This window comes from Kamptonema formosum PCC 10802 (assembly GCF_000332335.1).
Lineage (GTDB): Bacteria > Cyanobacteriota > Cyanobacteriia > Cyanobacteriales > Oscillatoriaceae > Oscillatoria.
The window spans coordinates 1,294,475-1,317,378 of the sequence record NZ_KB235948.1 but is presented as its reverse complement, the minus strand read 5'-3'; the positions used below and the strand labels follow the sequence as shown (position 1 = coordinate 1,317,378).

The 22,904-nt window shown below is 55.1% G+C and carries 19 protein-coding genes; 10 read left to right on the top strand and 9 right to left on the bottom strand.

Annotation, left to right across the window (positions count from 1 at the left end):
• Positions 1-601: 601 nt before the first annotated feature.
• Together OSC10802_RS0105590 and OSC10802_RS0105580 are read left to right on the top strand one after the other, a co-directional pair.
• Positions 602-2,329 (top strand): diflavin flavoprotein, encoded by a 1,728-nt coding sequence (locus OSC10802_RS0105590; protein WP_017715799.1) that lies wholly within the window; start codon positions 602-604, stop codon positions 2,327-2,329.
• 347 nt (positions 2,330-2,676) lie between these two features.
• Positions 2,677-4,398: a diflavin flavoprotein gene (locus OSC10802_RS0105580; protein WP_017715797.1), complete on the top strand. Its 1,722-nt coding sequence runs from the start codon at positions 2,677-2,679 to the stop codon at positions 4,396-4,398.
• Between the two features lie 75 nt (positions 4,399-4,473).
• Here OSC10802_RS0105580 and OSC10802_RS0105575 read toward each other — a convergent pair whose 3' ends face one another.
• Positions 4,474-5,022, bottom strand: a complete 549-nt coding sequence (locus OSC10802_RS0105575; protein WP_017715796.1) for a pentapeptide repeat-containing protein — start codon at positions 5,020-5,022, stop codon at positions 4,474-4,476.
• 684 nt (positions 5,023-5,706) lie between these two features.
• Positions 5,707-7,299 carry a CPBP family intramembrane glutamic endopeptidase gene (locus OSC10802_RS0105570; protein WP_017715794.1) on the bottom strand — a complete coding sequence of 531 codons (1,593 nt, stop codon included), beginning with the start codon at positions 7,297-7,299 and terminating at the stop codon, positions 5,707-5,709.
• A gap of 224 nt (positions 7,300-7,523) precedes the next feature.
• Between OSC10802_RS0105570 and OSC10802_RS0105565 the strand changes: the two genes are divergently transcribed.
• Positions 7,524-8,873, top strand: a complete 1,350-nt coding sequence (locus tag OSC10802_RS0105565) for a histidine phosphatase family protein (RefSeq protein ID WP_026098197.1) — start codon at positions 7,524-7,526, stop codon at positions 8,871-8,873.
• Positions 8,874-8,983: 110 nt separating this feature from the next.
• Positions 8,984-10,273, top strand: a complete 1,290-nt coding sequence (locus OSC10802_RS0105560) for a dihydroorotase (protein WP_026098196.1) — start codon at positions 8,984-8,986, stop codon at positions 10,271-10,273.
• Between the two features lie 13 nt (positions 10,274-10,286).
• Here the strand turns inward: OSC10802_RS0105560 and lepB are convergent, their stop codons facing one another.
• Together lepB and OSC10802_RS0105550 are read right to left on the bottom strand one after the other, a co-directional pair.
• The gene (gene lepB / locus OSC10802_RS0105555; RefSeq protein ID WP_017715791.1) at positions 10,287-10,895 is read right to left on the bottom strand and encodes a signal peptidase I; all 609 of its coding nucleotides are present in this window, start codon (positions 10,893-10,895) and stop codon (positions 10,287-10,289) included.
• A gap of 114 nt (positions 10,896-11,009) precedes the next feature.
• Positions 11,010-11,201, bottom strand: a complete 192-nt coding sequence (locus OSC10802_RS0105550; protein WP_017715790.1) for a hypothetical protein — start codon at positions 11,199-11,201, stop codon at positions 11,010-11,012.
• Here OSC10802_RS0105550 and OSC10802_RS0105545 point away from each other — a divergent pair.
• Complete coding sequence (locus OSC10802_RS0105545) at positions 11,200-12,534, top strand: dihydroorotase (protein ID WP_017715789.1); 1,335 nt, start codon at positions 11,200-11,202, stop codon at positions 12,532-12,534. The two genes, OSC10802_RS0105550 and OSC10802_RS0105545, sit on opposite strands and share 2 nt — an antisense overlap.
• A gap of 231 nt (positions 12,535-12,765) precedes the next feature.
• Here the strand turns inward: OSC10802_RS0105545 and tsaE are convergent, their stop codons facing one another.
• Together tsaE and OSC10802_RS0105535 are read right to left on the bottom strand one after the other, a co-directional pair.
• Positions 12,766-13,257 (bottom strand): tRNA (adenosine(37)-N6)-threonylcarbamoyltransferase complex ATPase subunit type 1 TsaE, encoded by a 492-nt coding sequence (gene tsaE, locus OSC10802_RS0105540; protein ID WP_017715788.1) that lies wholly within the window; start codon positions 13,255-13,257, stop codon positions 12,766-12,768.
• Positions 13,258-13,435: 178 nt separating this feature from the next.
• On the bottom strand, positions 13,436-14,788 hold the full coding sequence (locus OSC10802_RS0105535) for a gluconeogenesis factor YvcK family protein (RefSeq protein ID WP_017715787.1): 1,353 nt from the start codon (positions 14,786-14,788) through the stop codon (positions 13,436-13,438).
• A gap of 249 nt (positions 14,789-15,037) precedes the next feature.
• Between OSC10802_RS0105535 and OSC10802_RS0105530 the strand changes: the two genes are divergently transcribed.
• Positions 15,038-15,817 carry an ABC transporter ATP-binding protein gene (locus OSC10802_RS0105530; RefSeq protein ID WP_017715786.1) on the top strand — a complete coding sequence of 260 codons (780 nt, stop codon included), beginning with the start codon at positions 15,038-15,040 and terminating at the stop codon, positions 15,815-15,817.
• Positions 15,818-16,013: 196 nt separating this feature from the next.
• Positions 16,014-17,528 carry an MlaD family protein gene (locus OSC10802_RS0105525; protein WP_017715785.1) on the top strand — a complete coding sequence of 505 codons (1,515 nt, stop codon included), beginning with the start codon at positions 16,014-16,016 and terminating at the stop codon, positions 17,526-17,528.
• A gap of 126 nt (positions 17,529-17,654) precedes the next feature.
• Here the strand turns inward: OSC10802_RS0105525 and OSC10802_RS0105520 are convergent, their stop codons facing one another.
• On the bottom strand, positions 17,655-17,948 hold the full coding sequence (locus OSC10802_RS0105520; protein ID WP_017715784.1) for a DUF3288 family protein: 294 nt from the start codon (positions 17,946-17,948) through the stop codon (positions 17,655-17,657).
• A 225-nt stretch (positions 17,949-18,173) separates the two neighbouring features.
• Between OSC10802_RS0105520 and rpiA the strand changes: the two genes are divergently transcribed.
• The gene (gene rpiA, locus OSC10802_RS0105515) at positions 18,174-18,884 is read left to right on the top strand and encodes a ribose-5-phosphate isomerase RpiA (protein WP_017715783.1); all 711 of its coding nucleotides are present in this window, start codon (positions 18,174-18,176) and stop codon (positions 18,882-18,884) included.
• A gap of 255 nt (positions 18,885-19,139) precedes the next feature.
• On the top strand, positions 19,140-20,321 hold the full coding sequence (locus OSC10802_RS0105510; protein WP_017715782.1) for an aldo/keto reductase: 1,182 nt from the start codon (positions 19,140-19,142) through the stop codon (positions 20,319-20,321).
• A 393-nt stretch (positions 20,322-20,714) separates the two neighbouring features.
• Here OSC10802_RS0105510 and OSC10802_RS0105505 read toward each other — a convergent pair whose 3' ends face one another.
• Positions 20,715-21,158, bottom strand: a complete 444-nt coding sequence (locus tag OSC10802_RS0105505; protein ID WP_026098195.1) for a type II toxin-antitoxin system VapC family toxin — start codon at positions 21,156-21,158, stop codon at positions 20,715-20,717.
• Positions 21,146-21,385 (bottom strand): hypothetical protein, encoded by a 240-nt coding sequence (locus OSC10802_RS0105500; protein WP_017715780.1) that lies wholly within the window; start codon positions 21,383-21,385, stop codon positions 21,146-21,148. Before OSC10802_RS0105500 ends, OSC10802_RS0105505 begins: the two co-directional genes overlap by 13 nt.
• A gap of 463 nt (positions 21,386-21,848) precedes the next feature.
• Here OSC10802_RS0105500 and OSC10802_RS0105495 point away from each other — a divergent pair, with 463 nt between their 5' ends.
• A complete protein-coding gene (locus OSC10802_RS0105495; RefSeq protein ID WP_026098194.1) occupies positions 21,849-22,607 on the top strand; it encodes a superoxide dismutase in 759 nt (252 codons plus the stop codon).
• The last annotated feature ends 297 nt before the right edge of the window (positions 22,608-22,904 follow it).

The window sequence follows — 22,904 nt, the reverse complement described above, 5'->3', positions numbered from 1 at the left end:
CTGACACTGTTTTCACCGGCAGCATGCTGTTTTTGAAACTCCCCTGGTGAGGGCGAAGCATGAGGATTATCAATTGCTGGTTTTGACCTCTTGTGGGTTTGATTGCTCACCATTCCCCAGCACCCTTGTGCGGCGCACACGGCACGCTCGCGCCCGCTCCTTCCAGAGCGCGATAGGGCTAAAGCCCAACTGCGCAACTTTTGGGCTTTTGGGCTGAAGCCCAACTGCGCAACTTTTGGGCTTCAGCCCAACTGCGAACGGTGAGCCGGTTGCTGTGGGGAGTGGGCTCGGGGGCGGGGGAAAGGTTGCCTTCGCCTCACCCTGACGGGTGAGGGGAGTGCTGGAAAGCTGTCACCGCAGACTTACAGTTACCCCGATGCAAGATGTCAGTCTCCTGGTGACACCGGCAGCCGGTCAGGTATTGACATTTTTTCCCTTTTGTACTTAAAATGCCAGCGCAGCCCCCGCCCGCTGCCGATAAATTGAGAATTCTTAACCCAACTATAGGTTTTTTTATAGCACCGCTTGATGAAAGTCGATGAAAGTCATGTAACAATATGTGAAGTAACGTAAAAATGGGTCGCTCAACAGGAGGCCACTGATGGTAGTGCTTGCAGACCGCACAGTTCGCCGGCTGACCATAGAGACGGGCGAAATCGCAGCTGACACGACGACGATTCGCTCCCTGGACTGGGATCGCGATCGCTTCGACATTGAATTTGGGCTGAAAAACGGCACCACATACAATTCATTCCTGATTCGGGGTGAGAGGATCGCCCTGGTGGACACATCTCATGAAAAGTTCCGCCAGCTGTATCTGGACACCCTCACCGGCCTCATCGACCCAGCCGAGATAGATTACCTGATAATCAGCCACACCGAGCCGGATCACAGCGGCTTGGTCAAAGATGTCCTGCAGCTGGCTCCCCAAGCCACCGTGGTGGGCGCAAAAGTGGCGATTCAGTTTTTAGAAAATTTGGTGCACCAGCCCTTTAAGAAGCAGTTGGTGAAAAATGGCGACAAGCTAGATTTGGGCAATGACCACGTCCTGGAATTCGTGTCCGCGCCCAACCTGCACTGGCCAGATACAATCTTTACCTACGACGCCAAGACGCAGACGCTGTTCACCTGCGACGCCTTTGGCATGCACTACTGCTCGGATAAAACCTACGACGAGGATTTAGCCGAGATTGAGGAGGACTACCAGTTCTATTACGAGTGCCTGATGGCTCCCAACGCCCGCTCGGTGCTCAGCGCCATGAAGCGGATGGGGGAACTCGGAGAAATCAGCACCATCGCCACTGGCCACGGGCCCTTGCTGCGCCACAATGTGGTCGAACTCACCGGGCGTTACAAGAAATGGAGCCAAGAGCAAACCAAGGCCGGAACGACGGTTGCAGTATTTTACTACTCGGATTACGGCTACAGCGATCGCCTCTCCCAAGCGCTCGCCCACGGCATCACAAAAACCGGAGTCGCCGTGGAAATGATGGATATCAAGACAGCTGAGCCGCAGGAAGTGCGGGAGCTGGTTGAGGGGGCTGCCGGCATTGTCATTGGTGCGCCGCCCGTGTCGGGTGCCGGTGCGGCAGCAGCGGAAGCGGCGATCGGCACCCTCTTGGTTGCAGCCAATAGCAAGCAAGCCGTCGGTTTGTTTGAATCTGGCGGCGGAGATGACCTGTCGGTTTATCCCCTGCGCAACAAGTTCAAAGAGTTGGGTCTGAAAGAGGCATTTCCGGCGATTTTGATCAAGGAAACGCCCACGGAAGCAACGTACCAGCTTTGCGAAGAAGCCGGCACCGACTTGGGGCAGTGGCTGACGCGGGACAAAACCGTGAAGCAGATGAAATCGCTCGATAACGAGCTGGACAAAGCCCTGGGCCGGCTCAGCGGGGGGCTTTATATCATCACCGCCAAGAAAGGCGACATGAGCAGCGCCATGCTGGCGTCTTGGATCGTTCAGGCGAGCTTCCAACCTTTGGGAATAACAATCGCCGTTGCCAAAGACCGGGCGATTGAAGCGCTCATGCACGCTGGCGACAAATTCGTTCTCAACGTCCTCGCCGAAGATAACTACCAAGCTCTGATGAAGCACTTCTTGAAGCGCTTTGGGCCTGGTGCGGATCGCTTTGCCGGTGTGAGAACGCAGCCGGCAAGCAATGGCTGTCCGATTCTAACAGATGCCGTGGCTTATCTGGAGTGCGAAGTCGCCAGCCGGATGGAGCTTTCTGACCACCATATTGTTTACGCAGTTGTCGATTCTGGGCGCGTTAGCAATCCAGACGCACTGCCGGCAGTCCACCACCGCAAAGTTGGAAATCACTACTAACCCCCGTAGGACAGGCATCTTGCCTGTCCTTGAGGGTGATGGCCCTGTTCTGCGTTGCAGATATTTCGGCATTCATTCAATGCCAATGAGAAACCGGGTTTCTTTGAGAAACCCGGTTTCTGGGGCTATCTTCACCCTCCTGAAAACCGCTATATTTTTCTGGCAGAGCCCTGACGCCTGCGCAGCAGAAAATGAATATACCGCGTCAATAACCTTCGGGGAAATTTCAGACCCCCGGTTTCTTAAAGAAACCGGGGGTCTGGGCCCACAGCCGCAAAAACATCGCCTCGCGACCGGCACTATTTTGGTATAATAAAAACACCAAGTTTTCCCCCCTCACTCCTCACATGTCACAAACCAAAAAAAGAGACGTACAGGCTGTCACCGTTGCAGAAGATACCAAAGTGTTCCGCTCGCGCACTTGGGACCGGCTCAAATTTGAAGTCGAGTACAGCTTGCAGCGCGGGACTACCGCCAATTCCTTCCTCATCGAAGCGGACAGAATCGCTCTGATTGACCCGCCGGGCGAATCGTTCACAGAGAATTATCTGGAATCCTTGCAGCAGCGCCTCGACCTGAGCGAGCTAGATTACGTCATTCTCGGACACTTCAACCCGAACCGGGGTGCCACCCTGAAAGCTCTGCTGGAATTGGCACCTCGGGTGACTTTTGTTTGCTCGAACCCCGCCGCAATAGCACTGCGGCAGGTTTTTGAAGCTCAGGAATTGAAGATTGATGTCGTGCGCGGGGAAGACACTCTCGATCTCGGCAAAGGACACGCGCTGCAATTCATCACCACGCCGACTCCCCGGTGGCCAGACGGTCTTTTAACTTACGATCCGAAAACGCAAATTCTGTTCACCGATAAATTTTACGGTGCCCATACCTGCGGCGACCAAGTATTCGATGAGGGGTGGTCAATCTACAGTGAGGACCGGCGCTTTTACTACGACTGCTTGCACGCCTCACAAGCCAAACAAGTCCTCTCCGCCCTTGACAAAATTGCCGGCTTGCCGGTAAAATTTTATGCGCCAGGTCACGGTCCAATGGTGCGCTACGGGCTGACAGAACTCACCCACCTGTACCGCAAGTGGAGTGAGGAGCAAAATTCCAAAGAATTGACCGTTGCCCTACTTTATGCGTCAGCCTATGGTAACACAGCCACACTCGCGGACGCGCTCGCCAAGGGAATCACAAAAGCCGGTGTGGCGGTAGAATTGATTAATTGCGAAGCCACAGAACCGGCAGAAATTCAAAGCGCCGTGGAAAAATGCGACGGGTTTATCATCGGTTCGCCCACCCTGGGAGGTCACGCGCCCACCCCAATTCAAACCGCCTTGGGGATTGTCCTCTCCACCGCGTCCAAAAACAAACTTGCCGGCGTCTTTGGTTCCTACGGGTGGAGTGGGGAAGCCGTTGACTTGATAGAAAGCAAATTGCTCGACGCCGGCTATAAATTGGGCTTTGAATCCATCCGCGTCAAATTCAAACCCACCGATGTCACCTTGCAACAGAGCAAAGAAATTGGGATTGATTTTGCCCAAGCCTTGAAAAAAGCCCAGAGACTTCGCGCCCCCCGACAGTCCGCAAGCGCCTCGCAAGCTGACCGCACCGCACAAGCCGTGGGGCGGATTGTTGGCTCACTTTGCGTGATGTCAGCCCGCCGGGGAGATATTACCAGTGCGATGCTTGCTTCTTGGGTTTCTCAGGCGACATTTAATCCGCCGGGGGTTACTGTTGCGGTTGCAAAAGACCGCGCCCTTGAATCTCTGACGCACACGGGAGACAAATTTGTTTTAAACATTTTAGCAGAGGGCAAACAGCTGCGCAAGCACTTTATGAAGAATTTTGCGCCAGGGGAAGACCGGTTTGCCGGTGTGGAAACCAAAGAAGCGCAGAACGGCTGCCCAATCCTCAGCGACGCACTTGCCTATCTGGAATGCAGTGTGCAAAACCGCATGGACTGTGGCGATCACTGGGTGGTGTACGCCGTTGTTGAAAATGGCCATTTGCTACAGGATGCCGGTGTCACAGCCGTACACTATCGCAAAACCGGCAGCCACTATTAAAATTGGGCATGGGGCATGGCGCATGGGGCATGGGGGAGATGAACCCCACCCCTGGGGGGGTGGGGTTCCCGTCGCTCAGCGACTCCCGCTCCAACTCACCCATTTGTGGGAGATAAAATCAAACATCACGGCGTCACTTTCGTCTGGCGCACTCCACTTCGCCCCTTCTACAGCAGCCCCCATCAGTTCAGCACCCGTCATTTCGGCTCCCATCAGGTTCGCCTCAGTCAAATTAGCCCCACTGAGATCGGCACCGCCGATGTCCGCCCCCATCAAGTTCGCCCCTGCCAAATTAGCCCGAACCAGATTAGCGCTGCGCATGTCAGCAGCTTTCAGACAGGCTCCCTCCAGGTTAGCGCTAATCAGATCCGCTGCAATAAAATTGACGTGACTCAAGTCAGCCCCGCTCAGGTCCGCCCCACTCAGGTCAGCATCAGTCATGTTAGCCCGATTCATGTCCGCCCCGCTCAGGTTAGCGCCGCTGAGGTCAGCCCCACTCAAGTCAGCCCGACTCAGGTTCGTCCTGCTGAGGTCAGCCCCACTCAAGTCAGCCTGACGCAGGGACACTCCTTGAAAATCGCGCTCTCCCGCTGCATATTCTTCCAGGAATTTATTGGTGTCCATATTTTTTGCCTTTCAATGTCCGCACAGTACGATCCTCGGGTCAGGAGTTGCGCCACCCTGGCATAATTGCTAGGAGTCAAGCCGGCACCCCCGATCCAGACAGCAGTAGGGGTGGGTTCATCTCCGCAGGGGCGAGTTCACTTGACATATCTGCTGTCAGCATTGGATATCTGTAAACCCGCCCCAGCTGTGGGAGACAAAGGATAGAGCAGTCGCCACTTAGGTTAGGACGTAGGACAGGCGTCTCGCCTGTCCCTGTCCCCTTTGAAACCCGGTTTCTTTAAGAAACCGGGTTTCTGTGAACCTCACAAAGGATGAAAAAGGCGCTTATCTCTAAACCCGCCACCACACACTCCTCAAAACACCTAAAAGCAAATTGTTGAGTTTCCAGTCGCCGTCTGGCGCAAGCGAAATCATCAGCTCGCACCAGAGGGGATATTGTTGAAAGCTAGCACTAAAATATGAAGAACTCGTGAAGGCATCCGAGAAAATTTTGCCGCACCGGCGAATATCTGTTCGCCCCGACCGGCTGTTCGCGCTGACTCCAGCCCTCACCCGGCACCGGCACTTCTACAGCACTTCTAAATGATTTGTAAAATTCTCTCTCCGCTCTTTCCTTGGCGTTCCTTCACGGCGGCGGGTTCTTAAAAAAAGAATTTTCACAAATCAATTAGAACCGCTAGCTCAACCCGAACCGCTGCCCAGAAAAAACAGACTCAGCAGCGTGCCGGTGTTCCACAAACTGTGCAGCAACATAGAAGCGAAGAGATTGCGCGTGCGCGTGTAGACAAACCCCAACACCGCCCCCAAAGTCGCCAGAGGCAAAACTTCCGACAGATTCAAGTGAGCCACCGCAAACAGCAAACTGCTGGCAGCAATCGCCCCCCAAACCGGCAAATAACGAGTCAGAGACGGCAGCAAAAACCCGCGAAACATAATTTCCTCAAACACCGGCGCAGCCACCGACGCCGTTAAGAAAAACACCGCCAGCGCCACACTGTCCCGATTTTCCAGCGCAATCGGCAGAATCGGATTGCTCCCGCCTTGCCCTTGCCACAGCCTCTGATTGAGCAGCGACACCCCAATCACCAGCGGGAGCGCCACAAAATAGCCACCGGCACCCCAGACAAACCAGGAGCCCCGCCAGTCCGCCCGAAACCAACCGTCTGGAAGCGGCAAAAACGGCCTCACAGACAGGTACAGCACCAGCAGCCCCCCCCCAGCCAGCAGCACATAGCTCGCCAGAATATAAAAAGCTTTTAGGCGCACATCCAGCGCCCCCGGGTTAATTTTTAACAGCGCGTTTGACAGCTGAAGCGTCAATGGCACCAGAATCTGTCCGACAAAGAAAAAGCCAACAATCAGCACCTGCCAAATCGTTTCCCCATCCCAAGGCGTTTCCCAGCCAACATCCCCATTCTTAGCGAGGAGCGACTCCTCCTTTTTCACCAGCCACTGCACGGCGAGAAAAACAAGCAATCCCGCTCCCACCACAAACCCGACTGTCGGGATACCCCCAACAATCGCCAATTTCAGCACAGCTCGCTCAGCTACTGCCTGTTCCTCAGCTTCCAGATCCGCCAGCGCACTGTCGCGCTGCTGCAATTCGTAGAGGCGAGACAGGGCGCGGTAGCGGAACCACCCATCCAGATGCCGTTTCAGCACCGGCTCCGCACTGGGCAAGATCCGGGGCGGCTCGCTCCACAGTGCCACCAGCACGTCAGCTGCTCTCACCAAATCCGCCCGTGAGGGCTTTCGCAAGAGCAAATCCGTCCAAGTTTTGAGCGCCGCATCCGCCTGCTGCTGGTGCGCCTGCAAGATTCCCAGCCGCAGATCCAGCTCCTCAATCAAATCGCTGAGCTTGTTAATCGACACCTGCAGCTGCTGGCGCTCCGATCTCGGCGCAGTTTGGACAGTGCTTTTGTCAGGTGCAGGCTCCGGGGGTGCCGGTGGCAGATCCACCCCTTCCTCTGGCAGCACTTGCAGTTGCGCTCGGGCTTTTTCCAGCGACTTCTCAGCAGACTCGCGAGCCTCCTGATACTGCTTGAGCGCCGTTTCAAAGGCATCCTCACCAATCAGCGTGTTGCGGGCTGTTTCCAAACCGGCACCCCCCACCGCCCGGCTGCGCCACTCGGCGGCGTGCAGCAGCAGATTGGTTTGGTACAGTTCCAGACGACTTTGAATCTGGGGCTGATTCCAGCTGTGCAGCAGATCCAGGCTGACGAGAGCGAGCGCCACAACCGTCAGCACACTTAGTATTAGCCGCTTGAGTGTCATTCCCGCCTCCCTTACCCTTGCTTGCCTCAGTCACCCGTATCCCATCATAAGGGGCGGCGTCCCACAATTGCGCCAGACTTTTACGCCCCAGTGTGGTGTAGCATACAGACAGCAGCAACCGCAGTCACAGTGACGCATCAGGGACAGATTCTGCGATAAAATGAATCCCGGCAACGGGATTGAACAACGGGATTGAACAACGGGATTAAAAGGAGGATAAACCCCTGGCCACTCGCGTAATCTTACTCCGTCACGGCAAAAGCACCTTTAATCAAGAGCGGCGCATCCAAGGCCGGCTCGACGCATCCACACTCACAGAAGCCGGTCGGGCCACCGCACGTCAAGTCGCTGACGCCCTGCGCGGCATCACCTTTGACGCTATATACTCCAGCCCCCTGCAGCGGGCAAAAGAAACCGCAACGGTCATCCTCTCATCGTTGCAGGCGGACGGGTGCCCCCCGCCCCTGAAGACCGAAGAGTTGCTCCTGGAAATCGACCTGCCCCTCTGGGAAGGGATGCTGCGCTCAGATGTGAGAGCGAAATTTACCGACGACTACCAGTGCTGGCAAGAACGCCCCCACCAGCTCCAGATGCCGGTGCCAACTGAAGCCGGCAGCGATGAGCACTTTCCCGTACTTGCCATCTACAAACAAGCAGAGCAGTTCTGGCAAGAAATCCTGCCCCGCCACGCCGGCGGCACGATTTTAGTCGTCGCCCACAACGGCATCAACCGCGCCTTAATCAGCACAGCCGCTGGCATCCCACCGGCAAGCTACCACTCCATCCAGCAGTCCAACTGCGGCATCAGCGTCCTCAACTTCCCCTCCACCAGACTGGGCGCGGCGGTGCAGCTGGAATCGATGAACCTCACCTCCCATGTGGGAGAAAATTTCCCCAAACCGAGAGAAAATCACCAAGGGCCACGCCTGCTCTTCGTGCGCCACGGAGAAACCGAGTGGAACCGGCAGAGCCGCTTTCAAGGGCAAATCGACGTCCCCCTCAACGACAGCGGCAGAGCCCAATCGCAAAAAGCAGCAGAATTTCTCAAAAACGTCCAAATTGACTTTGCCGTCAGCAGCCCCATGCTGCGCCCCAAAGAAACCGCCGAAATCATCCTCCAGCACCACCCGTCCGTTGAGCTGCAATTCCATGACGGACTCAGAGAAATCAGTCACGGACTCTGGGAAGGCAAATACGAAAGCGAAATAGAGCGAGAATTTCCCGGGCTGTTGCACCAGTGGAAACAGTCCCCAGAAACCGTGCAAATGCCAGAGGGAGAAAACTTGCAGCAAGTGTGGGAGCGAGCGATCGCAGCTTGGCGAGCCATCGTTGCCGCCGCAGCCCCGAACAGCACCGGCCTAGTCGTCGCCCACGACGCTATCAACAAAGCCGTTCTCTGCCACCTGTTCGATTTAGAGCCGGCACACTTCTGGAACTTCAAACAGGGCAACTGCGCCGTCACGGTTATCGACTACCCCAAAGGAGCCGATGGCCCGCCGGTGCTGCAAGCCATGAATATCACCACTCACATAGCCGGTGGCGTCCTCGACAAGACAGCAGCCGGTGCGCTGTAGAGGGCTGAAAAATAAAAATAACCACTTTAGACGCCAAAAACGCAGAGAAAAATAACAATCTCTATCTTGGCGATCTTGGCGTCTTGGCGGTTCAAAATCCCACTTTGTTCATGAACAGCGAACTGCTACAACAAGTACGGGTACTCGACCCACTCACCGGCACCGACCGAATTGCAGATGTCCTGATTGCCGGTGGCATCATAAAAGAAATCGCCCCTGAAATTCCCCACCCCCCTGCTGACACTCAGGTGAGAGATTGCCGGGGATTGGTTCTCGGTCCCGGACTGGCAGACCTCTACAGTCACAGCGGCGAGCCCGGGTTTGAAGAGCGAGAAACCCTGGAATCGCTGATCAGAGCCGCTGCTGCCGGCGGATTTACCCGGGTGGCGATTTTGCCGGACACGACGCCGCCTGCCGACAGCCCCGCCGTTTTGGCCCTGTTCCGCTCTCGTGTGGCGGCGCTGCGAGCCGGTGAGAAGGGCCCAAATCTAAACTCCAAAATAGATTTTTGGGGTGCGCTCACTGTTGGCGTCAAAGGGCAGCAAATGGCGGAACTGGCTGAATTGGCGGCGGCTGGGGCTGCCGGCTTTGCTGACGGGCTGCCGGTGCAAAATCTGGCCCTGCTGCGCCGGCTGCTGGAATACCTGCAACCTCTGGGCCTGCCGGTGGCTCTCTGGCCATCGCACCGCGAACTGGCCAGCACCGGCGTGATGCGCGAGGGTCCCGATTCGATTCGCTTCGGGCTGCCGGGGAATCCCGCCATTTCGGAAACCGCTGCCCTCGCCGCTTTGCTGGAAGTGATAGAAGCCACCGGCACTTGTGTGCACGTGATGCGAGTCTCCACCGCTGGCGGCGTCAGGCTGATTGAACAGGCAAAAGAGCGCGGTCTGCCGGTGAGTGCCAGCACAACTTGGCTGCACTTGCTACTTGACACGCAGGCACTGGTGAGCTATAATACATCATTGCGTCTGTCACCGCCTTTGGGAAACCCAGAGGACAGGGAGGCGCTCAGGCGAGGGGTGCGGCTTGGGGCGATCGATGCGGTTGCCATAGATCACACTCCCCACACCTACGAAGAGAAAACCGTTGCCTTTGGGGAAGCGCCACCCGGTGCGATTGGTTTAGAGCTGGCTCTGCCCCTGCTGTGGGGGGGCTTGGTAGAAACCGGCGAGTGGACAGCCTTAGAGCTGTGGCGGGTGTTGAGCACCGGACCGGCAAGCTGTTTAAAGCAAAAACCAGCGAGCCTAGCCGCCGGAGAGTCCGCCGAAATCACCCTTTTCGACCCGCAGCTGTCCTGGAAAGTCGGAGCTGAAACCCTTCAAACCCGATCTGCCAACACCTCTTGGCTGGGCCACCAGCTGACCGGTCGCGTCGTGCAAACATGGCTCAGTCAGCCGTAGCGATCAGCGCAGCTTACTGGCCCGACGGCGCTGCCGGCGGATAGAGGGGCTGGGGATCGAGTTCGCCCAGGCGACCGGGGGGCCAGAAGCGAACGGCAGCCCGGCCAATAATCCGGTCGCGGGGGACAAAACCCCAGTAGTGGCTGTCGTAGCTTTCATTGCGGTTATCCCCCAGCACCAAGTAGTGGCCTTCTGGAACGTTGACAGGGCCATACTGGTATTGCGGTTCAGCTTGGATATAATTTTCCCGCAGGGGCTGATTATTGACGTAAACCCGCCCCCCTTTGACTTCCACTTTGTCCCCAGGCAGACCGATCACCCGCTTAATGAAGGCATCGTGGTAGTTGAGGCGTTCCAAGGTTTCGGTAGGCGAGAAAACCACAATGTCGCCGCGCTGGGGATTTTGGAACTTGTAGCTCAGCTTGTCTACGATCAGCCGGTCATTAATCTGCAGGGTGGGCAGCATCGAGCCTGAGGGGATATAGCGAGCTTCAGCGACGAAGGTGCGAATCCCAAACGCCAAAAGGGCGCTCAGCCCAATCGTCTTGATTCCCTCTATCCAGGGATTGTCAGTGTTTTTCTCAGAATTGGGTTCAGACACTTGTTCTTGCAAAGGGGTCATAGGCTTTCAAGCACGATATGATAGCGAGTTTTAGCACAGGGCAGAGGCAAGATACAACTTTACCCACCTTCGGGCAACTCAATTCTTGGCTGTCTGCAACTGTACAAATTTTCTCTAAATTTGAGATGGCTGCCGGCGATAGACTGTCTCTGGTATTTTACTGAGACGCTGGCCGGTTTCCGCATGTCCGGGGGCTGCCGCAAATTTCTGCATCTGAGAAACATTCCCCTCTGAGGGCCTTTCGGTTCGGGTGCCACAATCAATATAGCTGTAACTCTTGACTGTTGTGTCAAACACGATTGCCATGTCCTCTGCATCTGCTCCCTGTCTGTTTATCCGTCGCGCCCGCATCCTCTTGCCCGGGGGTGAGCTGTCGATCGGGGATGTCCAAATTCGCGGTCGAGAAATTGTCCGAGTCGCGCCAGAGATCCCGTCAGAGGAAGTCGCACCGGCAGATAGAGAGATAGACGCTCTCGGGCTAACTCTGCTCCCGGGTGTCATCGACCCTCAGGTACACTTCCGGGAACCGGGGCTGGAACACAAGGAAGACCTGTTTACAGCCAGCTGTGCCTGCGCCAGGGGTGGGGTGACGTCGTTTTTGGAGATGCCAAACACGCGCCCTCTCACCACCACGCAGGCGGCTCTGGATGACAAGCTGCAACGCGCCGCACAGAAGTGCTTAGTCAATTATGGCTTTTTTATTGGGGCGACGGCAGAGAATCTGCCAGATTTGCTGAGCGCTAGGCCGGCACCGGGGATTAAGATTTTTATGGGCTCTATGGGCGGGGAGCTGCTGGTGGATGGGGACGCGGCGCTGGAAGCCATCTTTGCCACCGGCAGCCGGCTGATTGCGGTTCACGCCGAAGACCAAGCCCGCATCTTGGAGCGCCGGCAGCTGTTTGCCGGCGTCACCGATCCAGCCGCTCACTCGCAAATTCAGGACAGTCAAGCGGCGCTGCAGGCGACTGGGCTGGCTCTGAAGCTCTCCAAAAAATACCGCCGCCGCCTGCACATCCTGCACATGTCCACCGCTGGGGAAGCGGAACTGCTGCGCCAGGACAAGCCAAGCTGGGTGACAGCGGAAGTGACGCCCCAACACCTGCTGCTCAATACCGGCGCTTATGAGAAAATCGGCACCCTGGCTCAGATGAATCCGCCTTTGCGCTCCCCCCACGATAACGAAGTCCTCTGGCAAGCGCTGCTGGATGGTGTGATTGACTTTATCGCCACGGATCACGCGCCCCACACCCTGGAGGAAAAGGCTAAAGGGTATCCCAACACCCCCTCCGGGATGCCCGGGGTGGAAACTTCGCTGCCTCTGATGCTGACTCAAGCGGCGCAGGGGCGCTGTACGGTGGCCCAAGTGGCCCACTGGATGTCTGCAGCGGTGGCTCAGGCGTACCAGATTCCCCGCAAGGGTGCGATTGCACCGGGCTATGATGCCGATTTGGTGCTGGTGGATTTGAACACTTACCGGCCTGTTTTGCGGGAGGAACTGTTAACGAAGTGCGGCTGGAGTCCTTTTGAAGGCTGGAATTTGACTGGATGGCCGGTGGTGACTGTTGTGGGCGGCGAGATTGTTTATGAAAGGGGCCGGCTGAATACAGGAGTTCGCGGCAAAGCCTTGACATTTGACTAGAAATGTGATATTAAGCGTCTAAATCATTCGTGTAAATTTCAAAACCCCGGTTTCTAAAAGAAACCGGGGTTCTGGGCCCCCACACCGGCGCAGTTACAGGGGCTATGCGGGTGTTTCCCTATTTCCGTGTGTGTCATATAGAAGCAGCCACTTAGCCCTATATGGCTGCTGCTATAGTATTTCACCCTGGCTCTGAAAAAGCTTTACTGCCACCTTTTTCAATTCCATTATCTAAAATCCCAAATCCAAAATTGGCATGTGAGCCCCCACCGGCAGCAGTTCAGCAAGACGCCCGCTGTTTTCTTGATAAATCAGGCGGATTTGCAGGGAGGCCGGCGGAAGGTAGGGGAGCCGGTCAGCCCACTCAATGGCGACAATGCCCGCCGGCACTTCGGTTCCCTCCCAGTAGAGTTCTGGGTGCAGCGCCGCCACCTGTGCCGGTTCGAGGCGGTACAGATCCAGGTGGTACAGGGGGAGGCGTCCTTCCGGGTATTCGCCGATCAGCGTGAACGTGGGGCTGACGACCGGCTCACTGACTCCGAGCCCTTCAGCGAGTCCCTGAACCAGAGTGGTTTTGCCGGCACCCAAATCGCCTTGCAGTAAAAGCACGCTGAGAGCCGGCAGGGACAGTCCCAGGGCCCTGCCGAGAGAGCGAGTGGCCTCAGCATCTGGGAGAGAAAGTGCAATCGCCTCTTGCGTCATCTTTGAACCGAGTGGTTGCATATCATATCAGAGGGAATTTGTCAATAAAATAGGACGGTCAGAGAAACCGGGTTTCTTGGCGTTCAGATCAAAAGAAACCCGGTTTATTGGCCCAGTCAGACCAATCCAATTGAAAATTGAAAATTGAAAATTGAAAATTGAAATTGAAAATTAAAAATTGAAAATTGAAACTTGAAAATTATACCGCTTGGGCGCGGCTGTACCAGCGCAGCAGCACGCGGGCGAGCTGGTGGGGGTTGTGGCGGACGTAACCCGTTTCGGGATCTTCCTCCATGACATTGGCCAAGACAATGCGGCGGCCCAGCTGCGCGACGGCTTCGCGGTCGAGAAAAACGGGATGGGATTTTTCCTGAGCGTAGCGGATCAGGGCTTTGGCGGAAGGGACTTTGCGCTGGGCGAGCACAGCAGTGAACAGGGGCTGGCCACAGGCGCTGTCGATGGCTCTGATGTGGTCGGCAACAGTGTATCCTTGGGTTTCGCCGGGCTGGGTCATCATGTTGCAGACATAGATGCGGGGGACTTGCCGCCCGGCGATTTCACTGGCGATTTCGGGCACCAAAAGATTGGGAATGACGCTGGTGTAGAGGCTGCCTGGGCCGATAATAATAAAATCAGCTTCGCGAATGGCTTGCAGGGCTTTGGGCAAGGCAGGGGGATTGGCCGGCGTGCAGCCGATTTTGCTAATGTTGCCACCGGCTTGTGTGATGCTGGACTCCCCTTCAATGCGGCGTCCGTCCGCCAGCTCAGCCCAGAGGTTGACATCGCAGAGGGTGGCGGGCAGGACTTCTCCCCGCACAGCGAGGACTTTAGAGCTGGCCGCGATCGCCTGCTCCAAGTCGCCGGTAATGTCGCTCATAGCGGTGAGGAACAGGTTGCCAAAACTGTGGCCGAGCAGTCCGTTGCCGGCGCGAAAGCGATATTGAAACAGTTCTGTTAATAATTTTTCCTCATCGGCGAGGGCGGCTAGGCAGTTGCGAATATCCCCCGGCGGCAGCACCCCATTTTCCCGGCGCAGCCGGCCTGAAGACCCACCATCATCGGCCACCGTGACAATGGCCGTAATGTTGGCGCTGTACTTTTTCAGCCCCCTGAGCAACGTGGAAAGGCCGGTGCCGCCCCCAATGGCCACAATTTTTGGGCCCCGGTGCAGCTTGCGGTGGCTGAGCAGCACGTCAACGAGCTCTTCATCCCCTTGAGGCATCAGCGCCTGGGTGATCGAGCCCACGGTGCGGGTTTGTCCCAAGAAAATCAAGATCATTCCAAAAAGCAGGACAAGTGGCCCGCTGATGTAGCTGGGGATGGCGCGGGTAAGGAGCTCGAACAGGTCTTGGATGAGCTGGATCAAGTAAAAAATGGGGGTTAGCTTAATCCAGATCGCTATGCCGAGACTGGCGAGCAGCACTCCTGTGGCGCTCAGGAGCAGCCAGCGCTTCACCAGCAATCCGGGGGACAACCACTTAAACCACTGGCTGATTCGATTCGGAGTCCGACTTCCGGACTGCAGGACTTGTTTGAATAAACCGATTGACATGGCCGATCCAACCGAGAGGGATAAAAGGGTTTGTCAGACAAATTTACACGCTAAGGAGATGAGGCGCTCAGGAAAAGGAATTAGCTTCTAAAGTCTAGGTGACATGGAGTCTGTGAGCAAAGTTGCAGGTGGCTCACGGGCGGGCGAGGCTCTCTCCCTCCCAAGATATACTGTCAGAGAGTATATCGTCTGCTAAATTGGCAGCAGTCTGCGCTCCAAGATGCGCCGACCCACTTGACTTGACATTCTATGTACGAGCCGCTAATCGAACTCAAGGGAATCTGTAAGTCCTTTGGCAGCAATGTCGTCTTGGATCGCATCGATTTGAGTGTCTATCGGGGGGAAGCCTTGGCCATTATCGGCCCGTCTGGGACGGGGAAGTCCACTAGCCTGCGGATTGTGGCGGGGTTGGAGGCTCCCGATGCCGGTGAGGTCTATGTCCAAGGACAGTTGCGCGAGGGGCTGATTGGCGATGTGGAAGATCCGCTGCGGATTAGCATGGTGTTTCAGCAGGCGGCTCTGTTTGACTCCCTAACGGTGGACGAAAACGTTGGCTTCCTGCTGTACCAGCGCTCCAAACTGCCGCGCCGGGAAATTCGCGAACTGGTGAATAAAAGTCTGGATATGGTGGGGCTGTCTGGGATTGGAGATCGCTACCCTGCCGAACTCTCTGGCGGGATGCGCAAGCGAGTCAGCTTCGCCCGCGCTATCATGGGCAACCCGCACGACCCTCGCGACACCCCAGAGGTGATTCTCTACGACGAGCCCACTGCCGGTTTGGACCCGATCGCCTCTACGGTGATTGAGGATTTAATTCGCGACCTGCAAGCCAAAGGCGGCTGCAGTACCTATGTGATGGTCACTCACCAAGATAGCACTATCCGCCGCACTGCTGACCGCATCGTGTTTCTCTACCAAGGCAAGGTGCAGTGGGAGGGCACTGTCAGCGATATTGACACCGTGGAGAACCCCCTGGTGCGACAGTTTTTCACCGGCAGCGTCACCGGCCCCATCCAGCTCGTCGGTTAGGATAGCTCTTAGCATGCCAGAAACCGGGTTTCTCAAATAAACCTTTGCTAGAAACCAGGTAACTCCTACGAAACCCGGTTTCTCCCCTCTCACAGAAACCCTTGCCAGCAACTGGGTAACTCCTACGAAACCCGGTTTCTCCCCTTAAGACTGCCGAGAATCAGGGCTAATTATACAATAGTAGGGAGGAATAAATATGCGGTCGCGAACGGTTCGAGAAGGCTCGGTGGGTCTGTTGCTCGTGCTGGGGCTGAGTTGCTTTGGCGCTCTAGTTTTCTGGTTAGGAGGACTGACTCTCGGCAAGAAAAGCTATACGGTTGTGGTTGAGTTCCAGGATGCTGGGGGGATGCAAGAAGGGGCACCCGTTCGGTATCGCGGCGTAGAGATCGGCCAAATTACTGAGATTAAGCCGGGAGCGAATGGCGTGGATGTCACTATTCAAATTTCACCGGCAGATTTGGTGATACCGCGTCCAGTTGAGATCGAAGCTACTGAGTCAGGTCTGATCGGTGAGAGTTCCATCGATATCAGACCCCTGAAGACGATACCAGATGTGGCGAATGTGGCTAAGCCGCTCGATCGCAACTGCAATAAAGACTTGATTGTTTGTGACAAATCGCGCCTGCAAGGCCAGCCAGGGGTCAGCTTTGACGAGCTAATCCGCTCTACTGTACAATTAACCCGGCTGATTACGGACCCCGTTTTTTTTCAAAAAATTGAATCCTTGGCCACAAATGCTGCTTCGGCTACAGGGGGGGTGGCTAAGTTAACCGGGGAGCTCTCTGGTTTGACTCAAACAGTCAGGCAAGAACTAAAAAGTTTCTCGACAACGGCGAATTCCCTGGCTCAGACCGCCGATCGAATGGCGGTTTCAGTTGACCGGACTTCTACTAAAGTTGGGGACTCCCTGGAGCGGGTTTCCAATCAAGTTGGCGCAATGACTGTTCAAATCGGCTCCACAGCAGGGCAACTGGGAGCAACTGCAGCTCAGATGAATCGCCTGACGGCAAATGTTAACGATCTCGTCGTGTCCAACCGCTCCACTTTGGTTGCAACCCTTAACAATATCAGCCAAACCAGCGCCGAAATGGGTCAGACTTTGCGCAGTCTCAGACCTGTTCTCAATCAGGTGGAGCAGGGAGAGCTTGTCCGCAATCTCGATATTCTGTCTGCTAATGCGGCTGCTGCCTCAACCCGGTTGCGCGACTTGTCGGAGGGACAATTTATCCGCAATCTAGAAGATGTGTCTGCCAATGCGGCTGCTGCTTCAGCCAATTTGCGCCAGCTTTCCGATCCGGCTAACTTGGTTATGCTGCAACAGACCCTAGATTCGGCTCGCGCTACGTTTCAGAACGCCCAGAAGATTACGTCGGATTTGGATGAGCTGACCGGCGACCCGTCTTTCCGCACTAATATTAAACGGCTGGTTAATGGGCTGAGCGGTTTGGTGTCTTCGACGCAGCTGCTGGAGCAGCAAACTCAGCTGGCGCAAAGTCTAGCGCCTCTGAGCGCTGTCATGGATGCGCAAGCTTCTGCAATCGCTGGCATGCAATTGAAGAAGCAAATGCCGGCGGTCAGACCTCCCGCCCCCAGTAGCGCTAAAATCCCTGAGGGGCATTTAGCTCCCTGGGGCCGTCCGCCTGTGGCTGCTAGTATGGCCCAAGAGCCGGTGGCGCAAGACTCTGCAAAACAAATGACTCCTACCGAGTAATATTTGCAGTAAGGACTATCAAAAAACTTGGTTTCTCACGCTTGTTTCAGACACCCGATTTCTTAAAGAAACCGGGTGTCTTACCTCTGGCGCACCCTATGGCTGCCGGCATGCCAGCGGCTAACTCTAATCCTCTTCCTCTCCTCTCTTATTTCGATTTTTGTACACCCCACCGGCAGCGTGAATCTCCCGCGTCTTAGCATAAAGCTCTTCTTCTGTCAAGCTCCAGCGCTGGAGAGTTTCTTGCAAGGCTTTCTGGATATCTCTGGCACCGGGAAAGCCGCGATAGCGAATCAGCAGCCGCGCTAGCTCGGCGAGGTTGTAATCGCTGGGGTTCTGTTCGGGCAGGCTTTTGACAGTCTCGCCATCTATATGAGCCTGGGGGTGCTGCTGTTCTTGGTTTTCCGAGATCGGGGCCATGTCGATTTTAGATTTTGGATTGTGGATTTTGGATTTTAGAGGCGGAGAAATTCAGTAAAACCTAAGCGAGGGGAGCGTTGCAGCGGGTGGTATCGGGCGCTTTACAGTCCGGAGGAGCGCGGAAACGGTAATAGGCGTGCCGGTGAAGTTAGTAAAGGTGCCGCATGATACTAAACTAAACCTTAGCATTCGTGGCACCACAGTATTTGCGGAGGAGTTTTGGTTATGACCACAGCAGCTGACCCGGTTACGGTGATGAAGCAGCAAGTCGGTAAGGCGGCTGCAGACCGGGTGCAATCGGGCACAATTGTGGGGCTGGGCACCGGCTCAACGACGGCGTATGCCCTCCAGTACCTCGGTGAGCGCCTGAAAACCGGCGATTTAAAAGACATTCAGGGCATTCCGACATCTTTTCAAGCGGAAGTGCTGGCAAAGCAGTACGGGATTCCCCTGGTGACGCTCAATGATGTTGACCGGATTGATGTGGCCATTGATGGTGCCGATGAAGTAGATCCGAATAAAAACTTGATAAAAGGCGGCGGCGCTGCCCACACCCGCGAGAAAATTGTCGATGCGCTGGCGGATCAGTTTATCGTGGTGGTGGACAGTTCCAAGCTGGTGGACAAGCTGGGTTCCACGTTCCTGCTGCCGGTGGAGGTGCTGCCAATGGCGATGACGCCGGTGATGCGGGCGATTGAAAAGTTGGGCGGCAAACCGCAACTGCGCATGGGGGTGAAAAAAGCGGGGCCGGTGATTACCGACCAGGGCAATTTCGTGATAGATGTCAAGTTTGACTCCATTGACAGCCCAGCTGAGCTAGAAAAGACTTTGAATAACATTCCCGGAGTCTTAGAAAATGGCTTGTTCGTGGGTGTCGCCACAGTAGTGCTGGTTGGCGAAATTAAAGATGGCCAGCCGGTGGTGCGGGAAATATAGGGTTTTGAGAGTTTAGATCGATCTCGTTCCCAGGGTCCGCCTGGGAACGCACATCCGGAGGCGGAGCCCCCAGAAATCCCCAAAAAGCATTATAGCTTTTCTCCAGAAGCGTCAGATACAGAGAAACCCGGTTTCTTAAAGAAACCGGGTTTCTAAGATGCAGGCAGCAGCCCACCAACCAGGGAAAAAAAACATCTGCGTTTCTCTTTGTACTTCTGCGGTTAAAAATCCTAACACAACAATCTAATCTAAAGAATGCAATACAGAAGATTTGGGCGCACAGAATTGCCAATGCCGGTGTTTTCCTGCGGCAGCATGAGATATCAGTACAAGTGGCAAGATGTGCCGGTATCCGAAATTCCAGCGGAAAGTCAGCGGAATGTGGAAGCCACGATTCGCCGCGCTATGGAAGTGGGAATCAATCACATTGAAACGGCGCGAGCTTACGGCACCTCTGAGGTGCATCTGGGGCAGATTCTGCCGGTTTTTCCCCGCGACAGGCTGATTGTCCAGACTAAAGTTTTGCCGGTGGCAGATCCAAACGAGTTCCGCCGCAAATTTGAGCAGTCGCTGGCGAACCTGCGGCTGGAGTATGTTGATTTGCTGGCGCTGCACGGTGTCAATCATGCGGAGTCGCTGGACTGGAGCCTTCGTGCCGGTGGCTGTCTGGAGGTGGCTAAGAAGCTACAATATGAGGGAAAGGTGCGGTTTATTGGCTTTTCCACCCACGCACCCACTGAGATGATTGTCAAGGCAATTGAAACAAACCAGTTTGATTACGTCAACCTGCACTGGTATTACATCAATCAATTCAACTGGCCGGCAATAGAAGCGGCGACGCGGCACGATATGGGCGTGTTTATTATCAGCCCTTCGGATAAGGGTGGAATGCTCTATAAACCGCCGCAAAAGTTAGTGAATTTGTGCCAGCCTTTGAGTCCGATGGTGTTTAATAATTTGTTCTGTTTGAGCCATCCGCAGGTGCACACGCTGTCTGTGGGTCCCGAGCGCCCAACGGATTTTGACGAGCATTTAAAGACTTTGCCTCTTTTGGATAAGGCGGGTGAGATTTTGCCGGCAATTTTGGAAAGGTTGGAGAAAGAAGCCGTCGCCTGTCTGGGGGAAGAGTGGGTGCGCACCTGGCATATCGGTTTGCCGGCGCATGAAGACACGCCGGGTGGGATTAATATTCCGGTGATTTTGTGGCTGAGGAATTTGGCGCTGGCTTATGATATGATTGACTACGGCAAGAAGCGTTACAACCTGATGGGGAATGGGAGTTACTGGTTTCGGGGTGAGAGAGCTTCAGGGGTGGAGAAGTTGGATTTGAGCCGGTGTTTGGCGAGAAGTCCCCATGCGGACAAGATACCGGCGCTGCTGGCGGAGGCTGACCGGCTTTTGGCGGGAGAACCCGTAAAGCGCCTGTCGCAGCAGTAAATTTGAACCCCACCCCCTAACCCCCTCCCCGCAAGCGGGGAGGGGGAAGTTTTGATGCTGATTTTTACGGCACTCTCCTGAGAATAGTTGCGCCAAGGTTTGCGCTGGGAAGCTAGCTTGAGGCAGTTGATTATAACCCATCAATAGTCGGCAGGCGTTTGTAGTTGGGCTTTAGCCCAAAGTTTGTAGTTGGGCTAAAGCCCAAAGGTTTGTAGTTGGGCTAAAGCCCAAAGTTCGTAGTTGGGCTAAAGCCCAAAGTTTGTAGTTGGGCTAAAGCCCAAAGGTTCGTAGTTGGGCTAAAGCCCAAAGTTTGTAGTTAGGCTTTAGCCCAAAGTTTCTAGTTGGGCTTTAGCCCCACAGCACGCCGGTCAATCTCTCCCTATCTCGCACCCATCAAGATGCCAGCACTTCACTGAGGATAACAGCGGGTAAACCGGGCACACCTCGAAACCCTCTGTCGTTGGTCAAAAACATGGTACAACCTGTAGCTAAGGCTGTAGCAGCGTGAATGGCGTCGGGTGTTTTCAGATTGGTCGTAGCGCGGAGACGCGCCGCTTCCCTCAGCACAGATTGAGTGATGGGAATCAATCGTATTCCTGCTGACAAAAGCAGTTGTTCGTAAGCATCTATCAAAACGCTATCATATTTTCTCAGAGGGACGACTAGAGTTTCCATCAAAGCCAGTTCGCTACAGACAATTTCAATTTCACCGGCTTGAAACTTTAACCAAAGAGGTTGCAGCAATGACCAGTAATCAGGCTTTTCCTCCACACTGTAAATTAGAACGGATGTGTCCGCACAGACAGTGGCCGAGGATGGAATCATTAGCTCTCCCATGAGTCCCGCTCCTTTTGCAGCTGCTGGTCTATCTCATCAGCGGTTTTGCTAGCGCGTTGACTGCGGATCTGTTCTAGCAACTCAATAACAGAACGCCGTGGGGGTTCCGGTTTTTCTGGCAAAATGACGAAAACATCGACCGGCTCGCCAACCGAACCACTTGGCACATCGATTTCAATCTTATTCCCTGGCAAGATGTTGGTTTTGAGGTGGAAGGCGGATTGCATAATTTGTCCTCTCTCTACTCTTTAATTATACTGCCTAAACGAGACAGGGGGATGGGGCGTGGGGCGTTCGGGCGTGGGCTGTTCGGGCGTGGGGCATTCGGGCGTGGGGCATCATCGCATTGCCTGAACCCCTTTCTCTGGCTTTTGATTGCAGTTAATCTGCCGGATATGGTATTATAAGATTCTGGAGTGACTGATTCCAATCCAGCCGGCTCAATTCTTCCGTTGCGGCTCGCATCCCTGTGGCAGGGTAAGTATAAGTATCCAGTCGCGCTGTGCGGGGGCAGGCATTTAATCTAATCAAAGGAGTAATTTCAGCTGTAGCAGTTAGAATTGAGTGGGTACTAATTAGTTTTTTTATTAACCGCCGCCGTGAAGGAGCGCCAAGAAAAGAGAGAGGGGAGAACGCAAATTATTTGTAACTGCTATAATGGCTGTGACTTTTTAGGAGCCTATACCACTTATGACACTCAATCGTCGAAATTTCTTGATTTTGCTGGGAGCCGGTGTTGGGGCAGTCACCACCGGCGCTTGCGGGGCGTTTGGAGAGAGCTTGCGCACACCCTCAAAAAAAGGGGACAGCACACAGGTGGCTCAAAACGCAAAGCCTTACGTCGAGCTGCCGGCTTTACCCTACGCCTACAACGCCCTCGATCCGCATATCGATGAGCGCACGATGCAGTTCCATCACGACAAACACCACGCCGCTTATGTCAAAAACCTCAACGATGCGCTGGACAAACACCCGGAGTTGAAAAGCAAGACTCCCGAACAGCTGCTGCGCGACATCAACAGCGTCCCCTCGGATATTCGGACGACGGTTCGCAATAATGGCGGCGGACACGTCAACCACAGCATGTTCTGGAAAATTATGAAACCTAATGGCGGCGGGGAGCCCACCGGCCCGATCGCAGACGCTATCAAACAAACTTTCGGCAGCTTTGACGCTTTCAAAAAGCAGTTCAACGATGCCGGCAACAAGCGATTCGGCAGCGGCTGGGTTTGGCTGGTGCGCACCGGCACCGGCAAACTGGAAGTGATCAGCACCGCTAACCAGGACAGCCCCTTCATGGATGGCAGCTATCCTATCATGGGCAACGACGTTTGGGAGCACGCCTACTATCTCAAATACCAAAACCGCCGCGTCGATTACTTGAGCGCTTGGTGGAACGTTCTCAACTGGGAGGAAATTAACAAGCGGTTTGCCCAAGCTGCCGGCTGATATCGGGTTCGGTTGAGCGCCCGCAAAAGCATCCCCTCACCCCCCTCAAAAAGCCCCCGAAAGCAGAGCGGATGGGGGTGAGGGGCTTCCGAGCCCCGACCGTAACTGATAAGTATTACGGATAAATGATTTTCACAAAAACCCGAGTTTAGACCGGTTTTGTATATATGCTTTCTTCCGGATATTAATAAATTTAGCCTAAACCGGCCCCGCTGCAGAGGGGCCAATCTGCTTTTCGGGGCCAGACTTGCCCCCTTCGAGTGGCGATCGCCCCTGCCGGCACCCCCTCACCCCAGT

Bases quoted from the DNA above. Each gene is read 5' to 3' on its own strand.
- OSC10802_RS0105590 (WP_017715799.1), top strand. From the start codon at position 602: ATGGTAGTGCTTGCAGACCGCACAGTTCGCCGGCTGACCATAGAGACG.
- OSC10802_RS0105580 (WP_017715797.1), top strand. From the start codon at position 2,677: ATGTCACAAACCAAAAAAAGAGACGTACAGGCTGTCACCGTTGCAGAA.
- OSC10802_RS0105575 (WP_017715796.1), bottom strand. From the start codon at position 5,022: ATGGACACCAATAAATTCCTGGAAGAATATGCAGCGGGAGAGCGCGAT.
- OSC10802_RS0105570 (WP_017715794.1), bottom strand. From the start codon at position 7,299: ATGACACTCAAGCGGCTAATACTAAGTGTGCTGACGGTTGTGGCGCTC.
- OSC10802_RS0105560 (WP_026098196.1), top strand. From the start codon at position 8,984: ATGAACAGCGAACTGCTACAACAAGTACGGGTACTCGACCCACTCACC.
- lepB (WP_017715791.1), bottom strand. From the start codon at position 10,895: ATGACCCCTTTGCAAGAACAAGTGTCTGAACCCAATTCTGAGAAAAAC.
- OSC10802_RS0105545 (WP_017715789.1), top strand. From the start codon at position 11,200: ATGTCCTCTGCATCTGCTCCCTGTCTGTTTATCCGTCGCGCCCGCATC.
- OSC10802_RS0105550 (WP_017715790.1), bottom strand. From the start codon at position 11,201: ATGGCAATCGTGTTTGACACAACAGTCAAGAGTTACAGCTATATTGAT.
- tsaE (WP_017715788.1), bottom strand. From the start codon at position 13,257: ATGCAACCACTCGGTTCAAAGATGACGCAAGAGGCGATTGCACTTTCT.
- OSC10802_RS0105535 (WP_017715787.1), bottom strand. From the start codon at position 14,788: ATGTCAATCGGTTTATTCAAACAAGTCCTGCAGTCCGGAAGTCGGACT.
- OSC10802_RS0105530 (WP_017715786.1), top strand. From the start codon at position 15,038: ATGTACGAGCCGCTAATCGAACTCAAGGGAATCTGTAAGTCCTTTGGC.
- OSC10802_RS0105525 (WP_017715785.1), top strand. From the start codon at position 16,014: ATGCGGTCGCGAACGGTTCGAGAAGGCTCGGTGGGTCTGTTGCTCGTG.
- OSC10802_RS0105520 (WP_017715784.1), bottom strand. From the start codon at position 17,948: ATGGCCCCGATCTCGGAAAACCAAGAACAGCAGCACCCCCAGGCTCAT.
- rpiA (WP_017715783.1), top strand. From the start codon at position 18,174: ATGACCACAGCAGCTGACCCGGTTACGGTGATGAAGCAGCAAGTCGGT.
- OSC10802_RS0105510 (WP_017715782.1), top strand. From the start codon at position 19,140: ATGCAATACAGAAGATTTGGGCGCACAGAATTGCCAATGCCGGTGTTT.
- OSC10802_RS0105505 (WP_026098195.1), bottom strand. From the start codon at position 21,158: ATGGGAGAGCTAATGATTCCATCCTCGGCCACTGTCTGTGCGGACACA.
- OSC10802_RS0105500 (WP_017715780.1), bottom strand. From the start codon at position 21,385: ATGCAATCCGCCTTCCACCTCAAAACCAACATCTTGCCAGGGAATAAG.
- OSC10802_RS0105495 (WP_026098194.1), top strand. From the start codon at position 21,849: ATGACACTCAATCGTCGAAATTTCTTGATTTTGCTGGGAGCCGGTGTT.